Annotated in this window: 5 protein-coding genes; all 5 read right to left on the bottom strand. The window is 75.5% G+C overall.

The annotated features are described in order from the left end of the window. Positions 1-201 precede the first annotated feature (201 nt). On the bottom strand, positions 202-1,197 hold the full coding sequence (locus ACIQOW_RS24210) for an ornithine carbamoyltransferase (protein ID WP_401088206.1): 996 nt from the start codon (positions 1,195-1,197) through the stop codon (positions 202-204). Between the two features lie 30 nt (positions 1,198-1,227). Continuing rightward, a complete protein-coding gene (gene ectB / locus ACIQOW_RS24205; RefSeq protein WP_401088204.1) occupies positions 1,228-2,529 on the bottom strand; it encodes a diaminobutyrate--2-oxoglutarate transaminase in 1,302 nt (433 codons plus the stop codon). 234 nt (positions 2,530-2,763) lie between these two features. Then, positions 2,764-3,354, bottom strand: coding sequence for a response regulator transcription factor (locus tag ACIQOW_RS24200; protein WP_401088202.1), 591 nt, complete (start codon positions 3,352-3,354; stop codon positions 2,764-2,766). Between the two features lie 59 nt (positions 3,355-3,413). Continuing rightward, positions 3,414-4,046, bottom strand: coding sequence for a response regulator transcription factor (locus tag ACIQOW_RS24195; protein ID WP_401088200.1), 633 nt, complete (start codon positions 4,044-4,046; stop codon positions 3,414-3,416). A 291-nt stretch (positions 4,047-4,337) separates the two neighbouring features. Beyond that, a complete protein-coding gene (locus ACIQOW_RS24190) occupies positions 4,338-11,102 on the bottom strand; it encodes an amino acid adenylation domain-containing protein (RefSeq protein WP_401088198.1) in 6,765 nt (2,254 codons plus the stop codon). Positions 11,103-11,109 lie beyond the last annotated feature (7 nt).

Raw genomic sequence — 11,109 nt, 5'->3', positions numbered from 1 at the left:
CCGGGGCCGCCCCCCCCCCGCGGCCCCCCCGCCGGCCCCCCCCCCCCGCGGGGCGGCCCCGGCGCCCGGGGGGGGCGGGGGCGGGGGGCGGGGCCCCCCCCCCCCCCGCGCCCCCCCCCCCCCCCTTCCGCGCGCCCGCGGCCGGACACGCCGAAGGGGCCGCCTCCCGGTGGATTCCGGGAGGCGGCCCCTTCGCCGGGATCACTCCGGGCCGTCTCCCGCCGGGCCGCCGTCCTCCAGGCCGCCGTTCCCGGGGCCGCTGTCCTCCGGGCCGCCGACGCACCACTCCAGCACCGCGCGGGCGCTGTGGTACTTGTTCTCGGCCTGCTCGAAGGCGATCGAGGCGGGCCCGTCGAGCACCTCGGCGGTCACCTCGTCGCCGCGGTGCGCGGGCAGGTCGTGCATGAACAGCGCGCCGGGGCTGGCGTCCATGACGGCCTTGTCCACCCGGAACGGCTCGAAGGCGAGCCGCCAGTCGGGGTCGGCCTTCGTGGTGCCCGTGGTCTGCCAGCGGGTGCTGTAGACCACGTCGACCTCGGGCAGGTCGGCCATGTCGTGCCGCTGCTCCACCAGCGCGCCGCTGCCCGCCGCGTACTCGGCGGCCCGGTCGAGGTAGCGCCGCTCGACCCCGTAGCCGTCCGGGGTGCGCAGGTACAGCGCCGTCCCCGGGTAGCGGGACAGCGCCAGCGTCAGCGCCGAGGCGGTGTTGTTGCCCTCGCCGGCGTAGAGCACCCGCAGGCCCTCGATCCGCCCGAACCGGCCGAGCAGCGTGGTGAGGTCGGTGAGCGCCTGGGTGGGGTGCTCGGCGGCGCTCATCGCGTTGACGACGGCCATCCGCTCCTGGGCGGCGAAGGCCCGCAGCTCGGCCTCGCTGCCCGCGGTCCTGGCCACCAGCACGTCGAGCATCCGGGACAGCACGGCGGCGGTGTCCTCGACCGTCTCCCCGGTGTTCTCCTGGAGGTCGTCGGGGCCGTAGGTGATCAACCGGCCGCCCAGCCGCAGCGCTCCGGCCGAGAAGGCGGTACGGGTGCGGGTGGAGGTCCTGCGGAACAGGACGCCCACCACCGTGTCGCGCGGCAGGCGGGCGTCCTCGCGCCGGCCGGCGGCGAAGTCGGCGCCCCGCTGCACGATGCGGTGCATCTCCTCGAAGCCGAGGTCGTCGATCGAGATCAGGTGGCGGCGTGGCGGACGGGACATGGCCTTCTCCTTCCGTGACGGGACGGGATGTCAGATCGTTTGCAGGCCCTGCCGCAGTACGTCGAGGCCCCGGTCGAGCAGCGCGGGGTCGACGGTCAGCGGCGGCAGCAGCTTGACCACCTCGTCCGCACGGCCGCACAGTTCGACGATCAGCCCCTGCTCGAAGGCGTACCGCTGGAGCCGCTTGGCGCGCTCGGGGCCGCCGGCGGCCCCGAGGTCGATGCCGAGCGCCATCCCGAGCCCGCGCGTCACCAGGCCCTGCCCCAGCCCGTCCAGTTCGCCGCGGAACCGGTCCAGGCGGGCGGTCCCGGCGGCGAGCCCGGTGTGGAAGGAGTCCTGCCGCCACAGCTCGCAGGCCGCGGTGGCGGCGACGAAGGCCAGCTGGTTGCCGCGGAACGTCCCGGTGTGCTCACCAGGCTCCCAGGCGTCCAGCTCCCGTCTGAAGAGCACCAGCGACAGCGGAAGCCCGTAGCCGCTGAGCGACTTGGACAGCGTCACCACGTCCGGGGTGATCCCGGCGTGCTCGAAGCAGAAGAACCGGCCCGAGCGGCCGCAGCCCGCCTGGATCTCGTCGAGGATCAGCAGGATGCCGTGCCGCTCGGTGAGTTCGCGCAGGGCGCGCAGCCACCCGGCGCTCGCCGGGTAGACCCCGCCCTCCATCTGCATCGGCTCCAGGATCACCGCGGCCGGCAGGTCGACGCCCGAGGAGGAGTCGGCGAGCAGCCGTTCCAGGTACCCGATCGAGTCGAACGGGCCCTGCGGGCCGTCCTCGTAGGGGATGAACGTGACGTCCTGCCCGCTGACCCCGCCCGCCCGGCGGGCCCGGCGGCTGCCGGTCACCGCGAGCGAACCGCGCGACATGCCGTGGTACGCGCCGGTGAACGCGACCAGGCCGGTGCGGCCGGTCTGCTTGCGGGCGAGCTTGAGCGCGGCCTCCACGGCGTCGGTGCCGGTCGGGCCGGTGAACTGCGCCTTGTAGTCCAGCCCGCGGGGCCGCAGCACGGTGTCGGCGAAGGCGGCCAGGAACTCCCGCTTGGCCACGGTGTACATGTCCAGGCCGTGCGTGATGCCGTCGGCGGCGAGGTACTCGGCCACCCGGGCCTTGATGGCGTCGTTGTTGTGCCCGTAGTTGAGCGTCCCGGCGCCGCAGAAGAAGTCGATGAACGTACGGCCGTCCTCGGTGTGCAGCTCGGCGCCCTTGGCCCGCTCGAAGACGGCCGGGAACGTGCGGCAGTACAGCCGGACCTCCGACTCCAGCTCCTCGAAGACCTTGAACTCGTGCTCCGGCAAAGGCTCCTGGCCAGTGTTCCGGGTGTCCTGGGTGATGTCCATCAGGTCCTCTCGGCAGCGATCGAACCCGCGGTGGAGTGCTCGTGGCGCCGCCCACGGGTGGAGTGAGGGTTCGCCATGCCCGCCGGACGGACATCGGCAGGAGCAGCGTGTCGCCGGAGCACGGCCCGGTACCAGGGAACGAGCGGCAGCCCTCGGCGCCGGTGTCACTGCGCGTTTGTCCCGGTGCGGGGCCCGGTCCGGGTTCCGGGACCGGGACCCGCACCGGCCGGCGGGTCAGATCAGCCCGGTCCGCACGGCGTGGGCCACCGCGTGGGCCCTGTTGTGCACCTGGAGCTGGCCCATCAGCTCGTAGATCACGTTCTTGACGGTGTGCTTGGAGCAGCGCAGCGTCCGGGCGATGGCCTCGTTGCCGTGGCCGTCCGCCATCAGCCGCAGCACCTCGGTCTGGCGGCCGGTCAGCGGCGAGGTGCCCGGGTGCCCTCCGGGGCCGGGCGGCTCCGGCGACCCGTCGAGCAGGCAGGCCAGCACCGGGTGGGACAGCCGGCCCTCGCCGCGGTGGGCCGAGTGGACGGCCGCGGCCAGCCGGGCCGGTGTCGCCTCGGCGGACAGCAGGATGGCCCGCGCGCCCGCCCGCAGCGCCCGCAGCGCGCTGTGCCGGGACAGCACGTCGGCCACCACCACCAGCAGCCGCTCACCACCGCCTGGCAACGCGGGGCGGCAGGCCTCGATCGCGCGCTCCGCGGTGTCGCCGACGGCCACCAGCACGTCCCGCGAGGACGGGTCCGGCGCGTGGTCGGGCCGGAGCCCCGCGACGGTCAGCTTGGCCTCCACCGCCGCCCGCGCCACCGCGTCGCTCGACCGCACCCGCACCCTGGGCCCCGCGGTGGGGAGGACGGCCGCCGGCGCGGCTGTCGTCGCCGCGATCACAGCAGACCCGCCCGCAGGGCGAAGGCCACCGCGTGGGCGCGGTTGCGGAGCCGGAACCGCCGGGTGACGTCGTGCACCACGGTGGTCACGGTGCGGGAGGAGTAGCACAGCTCCCGCGCGATCTCCTCGGTCTCCCGGCCGTCGGCGACCAGCCGCAGGACGGCCTGCTCCCGCTCCGACAGCTCCCACCCCGCCGGCGCCGCCGGCCCGCCCGCACCCGCCCGGCGGGTGCCACCCGCCTCCCGGTGCTCCAGGAGCCCGTCCAGCAGGTCGGGCGGCAGCGTGCAGTCGCCGGCGGCGGCCGCCACGACCGTCCACGCCAGCCGCTCGGCGGTCGCCTCGGAGCGGCGCAGCAGCCCCCGGGTGCCCGCCGTGAACGCCTGGACCGCGTCGCCGGCCGCCAGCTCCGTGGCGACCAGGACGACCTCCCGGCGCTGGTCCGCCTCCCGTGCCGCCCGCACCGTCTCCATCACCTGCGGGGTCACCCGGTCCACCATGATGACCGCGACCTGCGCCTGTTCCCCGGGCAGCGCCACCGCGATGTCGCCGTGACACTGCAAGCTGATCCGCGCACCGGCCTCCAGCACCGGGTCCTGCGCGACGACGCTGACTCTCACCGGATCGCCCATCGGCTCCTCCTCGGGATGTGGCCCCGTGCCCCCGACAGGAAGAGATCATGGACCGGTGGGCGCCCGGCGGCATCGGGTGACGGCCCCCAGATTTCCCGACCCGCCCGCGGGCCGGGCCGGCACCGGCCGCCGCCGACCTGCGCCGCCGCCCGTCCACGGCCCCCGCCGTCCGCCCGGCACTTGGCTGCCGGGCGGACGGCGGGGGCCGTACGGCCGTGGGGCGTGCCACCGCGCCCCCATCAGGGCCCGGGGAGAAACATGGGGGCGATGCCCCCATGAAGGGCGCCGGTGCTACGCCTCCTCGGCGAGCAGTGCCGCGACCTCCTCGTCGGAGAGCCCGGCGATCTCGTCCTCGACCGCCCGTTCGACGGCCTCCGCCTGGAGGGCGATGGTCGGCGCCTCGAAGAGCAGGCGCAGCGGCAGCTCGACCGCGAACGCCAGGCGCAGCCGGGCCAGCACCCGGGTGGCGAGCAGCGAGTGCCCGCCGAGGTCGAAGAAGCCGTCGTGCACGCCGATCCGGTCGAGGCCCAGGACCTCGCCCCAGGTCCGCGCGATCAGCTCCTCCGCGGGGGTGCGGGGCGCGAGGTAGTCGCGCTCCAGCTGCGGGCGGCCCGCCTCGGGGGCCGGAAGGGCCTTGCGGTCCACCTTCTTGCTGCTGGTGAGCGGCAGTTCGGGAAGTTCCACCCAGAGCGAGGGGATCATGTACTCGGGGAGCTGGTCGCCGAGGAAGGCGCGCAGGGCCGCGATGTCGGGGGCCGTGCCGTCCCGGGGGACGAGATAGGCCACCAGTCGGCGGTCGCCGGGCCGCAGGTCCCTGGCCACCACGGCGACCGCCCGGATCCCGGGGTGCTGGGCGAGCACCGCCTCGATCTCGCCGAGTTCGATCCGGAACCCCCGGATCTTGACCTGCTGGTCGATCCGGCCGAGGAACTCGATGACCCCGTCGGCCGCGTAGCGGACCAGGTCGCCGGTGCGGTACAGGCGGCCGGGCGCGGGCGAGAACGGGTCGGGGACGAAGCGCTCGGCGGTCAGCGCGGGCCTGCGGTGGTAGCCGCGGGCGACCCTGACCCCGCCGAGGTACAGCTCGCCGGGCACCCCGACCGGCACCGGGTTCAGGTCGGGATCGAGGACGTACGCCGTGGTGCCGGGCACCGGACGGCCGATCGGCAGCGTGGACTCCCCGCGGGCGCCCGGCAGTTCGCCGCTGACGGGGTGCAGGACGCAGGTGACGGTGGCCTCGGTCGGGCCGTAGTTGCACAGGAAGCGGGCGGGCAGGCCGGTGGCGGCCCAGTGCCGGGCGTCGTCCACCGTGACCACGTCGCTGCCGACGTTCATCAGCCGCAGCCGGTCCAGCCGGCGGTCGTCCGGCCCGAGGCCGGCGAGCAGTTCGCGGTAGTAGGCCGGGGTGATCTCCATGATCGTGACCCGGTGCTCGGCCAGCCGGTCCGCGAGTTCGGCCGGGCTCCAGAACAGCGGATCGCTCACCACCACGGTGGCACCGGCCAGCAGGGTGGCCGCGATCTGGTCCATGGCCACGTCGAAGGTGAGCGCCGACAGCAGCACGACGCGGTCGTCCGCGCCGATGTCGTAGGCCTCGGCGATGACCTCGCAGTGGTGGGCGTACGAGCCGTGCTGGATCAGCACACCCTTGGGCTGTCCGGTGGACCCGGACGTGTAGATGACGTACGCGAGCTGCTCCGGATCGACGGTCACCGCCGGGGCCGTCGTCGGACGTTGTGCCAGCTCCGCGCGGTCGCCGTCCAGGCTGATCACCCGCGCCCGCCCGGCGGCCAGGCGGTCGGCGAACCGGCTGTGCGTCAGCACCGTCCCGGCCCCGGCGTCCGCCAGCATGAAGGCGAGCCGCTCGGCGGGGTGTTCGGGGTCGAACGGCACGTAGCAGCCGCCGGCCTTCAGGACGGCGAGCAGGGCGACCACGACATCGGGCCCGCGCTCCAGGCAGACCCCGACCACGCTCTCCTGGCCGACCCCGGAGGCCCGCAGGTGGTGCGCCAACTGGTTGGCCCTGGCGTCGAGTTCGGCATAGGTCAGACTGATCTCCGACCGGCCGGCGAAGACCACGGCGAGCGCGTCGGGCCGGGCGGCGGCCCGCGCCGAGAAGAGCTCGGGCACACAGCGCCCCGGCTGCCCGGCCGCGGTGCCGCGCCAGTCGGTGAGCAGCTGCCGCCGCTCCGGCTCCGTCAGCATCTCCAGCTCGCCGATCCGGGCGTCCGGCGTGTCGACGGCGCTGCGCAGCAGTCGCAGGTAGTGCTGGGCCATCCGCTGCACGGTGGACCGGTCGAAGAGCGCCGTGGCGTACTCGAAGGAGCAGGCGAGGGTGCCGTCCGGCCGCTCCTCGAAGGAGACGGTGAGGTCGAACTTGGCGACCCGCCAGTCGGCCTGGAGCTCCTCGACCTCGACGCCGTCGATCTCCAGCGGGCTCTGCCGGGTGTGCAGCAGCTCGAACATCACCTGGAAGAGCGGGTTGCGGGACGGGTCGCGGTCGGGGCGCAGCTCGTCGACCAGCCGCTCGAACGGCAGGTCCTGGTGGGCGTAGGCCTGTACGGCGTCGGCCCGCACCCGGTCGAGCAGCCCGGCGAAGGTCGGTGCCCCCGACAGGTCGGCCCGCAGCACCACGGTGTTGACGAACAGGCCGGCCAGGTCCTCCGTCTCGGCGCGGGTGCGGCCGGCCACCGGGGTGCCGACCGCGAGGTCCGACTGCCCGCTGTAGCGCGCCAGCAGCACGTGGAACGCGGTGAGCAGGACCATGAACGGGGTCGCCGAACGGGCCCGGGCGACGGCCGCCACCGCCGCGCCGAGATCGGCGGGCACGTCGACGCCGAGCAGCTCGCCGCGCGGGTCGCGCACCGCGGGGCGCGGCCGGTCGGTGGGCAGCTCCAGCGGCTGGAGACCGGCCAGCCGCTCCTTCCAGTAGGACAGTTGCGCCGAGACCACCGGCTCGTCCAGCCGGTCGCGCTGCCAGGCGGCGAAGTCGGCGTACTGCACGGCGGGCGCGGCGCCCGGCAGCGGCAGGCCGTGCGTGAGGCACTGGTAGTACCGCCCGATCTCGCCGGTCACCAGCTCCGTCGACCAGGCGTCGGTGGCGATGTGGTGGAACGTCAGGACGAGGTGCCACTCCTCGGCCGCGGTCCGCAGCAGCGCGGCCCGCAACGGCGGCTCGCGGTCGAGCGCGAACGGCCGGCCGGTCTCCCGGGCGAGCAGCTCGCGCAGCTCCCGCCCGGTCGAGCCGCGTACGTCCAGCGCGGCCAGGCCGAGCGGGCGCGCGGGGTCGATCACCTGCACGGGCACCCCGTCCGCCTCGGTGTACCGGGTGCGCAGCACCTCGTGCCGGGCCACCACGTGGTCCAGGGCCAGGCCGAGCGCCCGCTCGTCCAGCCGGCCGGTGAGCCGCAGCACGGTCGGCACCAGGTACTCGGCGCTGCCGGGCTCCAGCCGGTCGAGGAACCAGAGCCGCTGCTGCGCCGAGGAGAGCGGCAGCGGGCCGGTCCTGGGGGCGGGGGTGACGGGCGGCAGCTCGACGCCCCGGTAGCCGGCCTCGATCAGCTCGGCCAGCCGGGCCGGGGTGCGCAGGGCGAAGACCTGGGCGAGCGGCAGCTCGACGCCCAGCGCGTCGCGCAGCCGGAAGGCGACCCGGGTGGCGAGCAGCGAGTGCCCGCCGAGCGCGAAGAAGTCGTCCCCGGCGCCGACCCGCTCCAGCCCCAGGACCTCGGCGAAGACCGCGGCCAGGGTCTGTTCGACGGGGGAGCGCGGTGCGACGTACGCGCCCGCGGCCTCGGTCCGTCCGGTGTCGGGCGCGGGCAGGGCCGCGCGGTCGACCTTGCCGCTCGCGGTCAGCGGGAGCGCGTCCAGCAGGACGAAGGCGGAGGGGATCATCGCCTCCGGCAGCCGGCCCGCCAGGTGCGACCGCAGCCGCTGCGCGTCGAGCACCGCCGCGGCCGCGGGCACCACGTGGGCGATCAGCCGGTGGTCCCCGTCGTCGCGGCGCTGCACGCCGACCACGGCCGCGGCGACGCCCGGGTGGGCGCACAGGACGCCCTCCACCTCGCCGGGTTCGATCCGCACCCCGCGGACCTTCAGCTGGCCGTCGATCCGGCCCAGGTACTCGATCCGGCCGTCGGCGCACCACCGTGCCCGGTCCCCGGTCCGGTAGAGCCGCTCGCCGGGCTGCCGCGGGAAGGGGCTGGGGGCGAACCGCTCGGCGGTCAGCCCGGGGCGGCCCAGGTAGCCGCGGGCCAGTCCGACGCCGACCACGCACAGCTCCCCGGGGACGCCGACCGGGGCGAGGTTGTCGTCCCGGTCGAGGACCAGGATCCGCAGGTTGTCCAGCGGCCGGCCGATGGAGACGATCCGGGCCGCGTCGTCGGCCCGGTAGCGCCAGGCGGTCACGTCGATCGAGCACTCGGTGGGCCCGTAGGTGTTGTACAGCTCCACCTTCACCCGGCTGAGCAGCCGGTCGCAGAGGCGGGCCGGCAGCGGCTCGCCGGCGCAGAACACCAGGCGCAGGCTGGTGCACCGGTCCAGGCCCGGCTGGTCGACCAGGGTGCTCAGGACCGACGGCACGAGCTGTAGCACGGTGACGTCGTGCTCGGCCACCGCCCGGAGCATCTCGGCCGGGTCGCGGTGGGCGCCGTCGGGCGCCAGCACGATCGTGGCGCCGCACACCAGCGGGGCCAGGAACTCCCACATCGCCGCGTCGAAGCCGATCGTGGTCTTCTGGAGGACCCGGTCGCCGGCCGCGAGGCCGTGCCGGTCGACGGTCCACAGCACCCGGTTGCGGATTCCCTCGTGGGGCACCAGCACGCCCTTGGGCAGGCCGGTCGATCCCGAGGTGTAGACGGCGTACGCGGCGCAGGCCGGGTCGACCGGCGGCAGCGCGGCGGGGTCGTAGCCGGCCAGGAAGGCCGGGTCCCCGCCGTCGAGGACGACGTGGGCCGGGAACTCCGGCAGGTCGTGCGAGGGGTCGGCGATCAGCAGGGCGGCCGCGCTGTCCCGGAGCAGGTGCTCGCGGCGGGCCGCCGGGTGCTCGGGGTCGACCGGGACGTAGACCGCGCCCGCCTTGAGGACCGCCAGCAGCGCGGTGACCAGGTCCGGGCCGCGGCGCAGGGCCACCGCCACCGGGACCTCGGGGCCGGCGCCGAGGCCGACCAGGTGGCGGGCCAGCCGGTTGGCGCGCCGGTCGAGCCGGCGGTACGTCAGCTCCTCGGCGCCGAAGACCACGGCGGTGGCCTCGGGGGTGAGCGCGGCCTGGTCGGCGAAGAGCTCGTGCAGGCAGCGGTCGGGGCGCGGCACCACCGGGCCGAGGCCGGCCTCGTCGAGGCGGTGGCGCTCGGGGGCGTCCAGCAGGTCGAAGCGGCTGAGCGGGCGCTCGGGATCGGCGGCCAGGCCCGCCAGCAGCCGGCCGTAGTGGTCCGCCAGCCGCTCCACGCTCTCCTGGTCGAACAGCGCGGTGGCGTACTCGAATCCGCAGCGCAGCGCGCCGTCGGGCAGTTCCTCGACCGACAGCATCAGGTCGAACTTGGCGACCGACGAGTCCACCGGGTACGGCTCGACCCGCAGGCCGTCCAGGGCGAACGGGTCGGGGGAGGCGTGCCGCAGCTCGAAGGCGACCTGGAAGAGCGGGTTGCGGGAGGTGTCCCGGTCGGGCGCGAGTTCGTCCACCAGGTGCTCGAACGGGAGGTCCTGGTGGGCGTAGGCGGCGAGCGCGCCGTCCCGGACCCGGCGGAGGAGGTCGGGGAAGGCCGGGTCGCCGGAGAGGTCGGCCCGCAGCACCAGGGTGTTGACGAAGAGCCCGACCAGGTCCTGGACCTCGGCCTGACCGCGACCGGAGACCGGGGTGCCCACCACGATGTCGGTCTGGCCGCTGTGGCGGGAGAGCAGCGTCTGGAAGGCGGCGAGCAGCACCATGAACGGGGTGGCGCCGTGCCGTCGCCCGACCCCGACCACCGCCCGCGCCACGTCGGCCGGAACGGTGCTGAAGTGGTCCCGGCCGCGCGGGTCCCGGGTGGCCGGGCGCGGCCGGTCGGTGGGGAGGTCCAGGGTGGCGGCGCCGGCCAGCCGCTCGCGCCAGAAGGCGAGTTGGCCGGCCTGGGCGGGGCCGTCGGCCCAACCGCGCTGCCAGCCGGCGAAGTCCGCGTACCGCAGCGCCGGCGCGGTGAGCGGGGTGGGCGCGCCGGCTCGGAACGCCGCGTACAGCGCGCCGAGTTCCCGTCCGATCACCTCGATGGACCGAGCGTCGGAGGCGATGTGATGGAGCGTCAACAGGAAGAGGTGGTCCTCGGCGCCGATCCGGGCGAGCGTCGCGCGCACCGGGATCCCTCGCGAGAGGTCGAACGGGCGGCGCAGGTCGGCCGCCACCGTCTCGCGCAGCGCCCGGTCCCGTTCGGCCGGGCCGCCCGGCTCCTCGGCCAGGTCGAGCCACGCCACCGGCACTTCGCCCGGCGGATCGGTCAACTGCGTCAGCTCGCCCGCCCGTTCGACGTACCGGGTGCGCAGGATCTCGTGCCTGGCCACCAGTGCGTCCAGCGCCGCCCGCAGCGCGGGCACGTCCAGCGGCCCGCGCAGCCGCAGCGGCAGCGGCACCAGGTAGTCGGTGGCACCGGGCACCAGCCGGTCGAGGAACCACATCCGCTGCTGGGCGAAGGAGAGCGGCGCCGGCTGCCCGGGCGGCAGCGGGAGGACGGCGGGCCGGGCGCGGCCCGGGTCCGCCTCGATCAGCTCGGCCAGCCCGGCCACCGTCCGGGCGGCGAACACCTCGCTCAGCGGCAGCTCGGCCCCGAGCTCCTCGCGCAGCCGGAACGCGACCCGGGCGGCCAGCAGTGAGTGCCCGCCCAGCTCGAAGAAGTCGTCGTGCACCCCGATCCGCGACACGTCGAGGAACTCCGCCCAGACTCCCGCGACGGCGCCTTCCAGCGCGGTGCGCGGAGCCAGGTACTCGCGCTCCGAGGACGGCTGGTCGGGTGTGGGGAGGTTGTTGCGGTCGATTTTGCCGTTGGGGGTGAGGGGGAGGGTGGGGAGGGTGTGGTAGTGGGTGGGGAGCATGTGGGTG

Source organism: Kitasatospora sp. NPDC091335 (assembly GCF_044757205.1).
Lineage (GTDB): Bacteria > Actinomycetota > Actinomycetes > Streptomycetales > Streptomycetaceae > Kitasatospora.
Note: the sequence above shows the minus strand (reverse complement) of the source record. Positions and strands in the feature narration are given on the sequence as shown.

Coding starts and splice junctions, on each gene's coding strand:
- ACIQOW_RS24210 (WP_401088206.1), bottom strand. CDS start 1,197: ATGTCCCGTCCGCCACGCCGCCACCTGATCTCGATCGACGACCTCGGC.
- ectB (WP_401088204.1), bottom strand. CDS start 2,529: ATGGACATCACCCAGGACACCCGGAACACTGGCCAGGAGCCTTTGCCG.
- ACIQOW_RS24195 (WP_401088200.1), bottom strand. CDS start 4,046: ATGGGCGATCCGGTGAGAGTCAGCGTCGTCGCGCAGGACCCGGTGCTG.
- ACIQOW_RS24190 (WP_401088198.1), bottom strand. CDS start 11,102: ATGCTCCCCACCCACTACCACACCCTCCCCACCCTCCCCCTCACCCCC.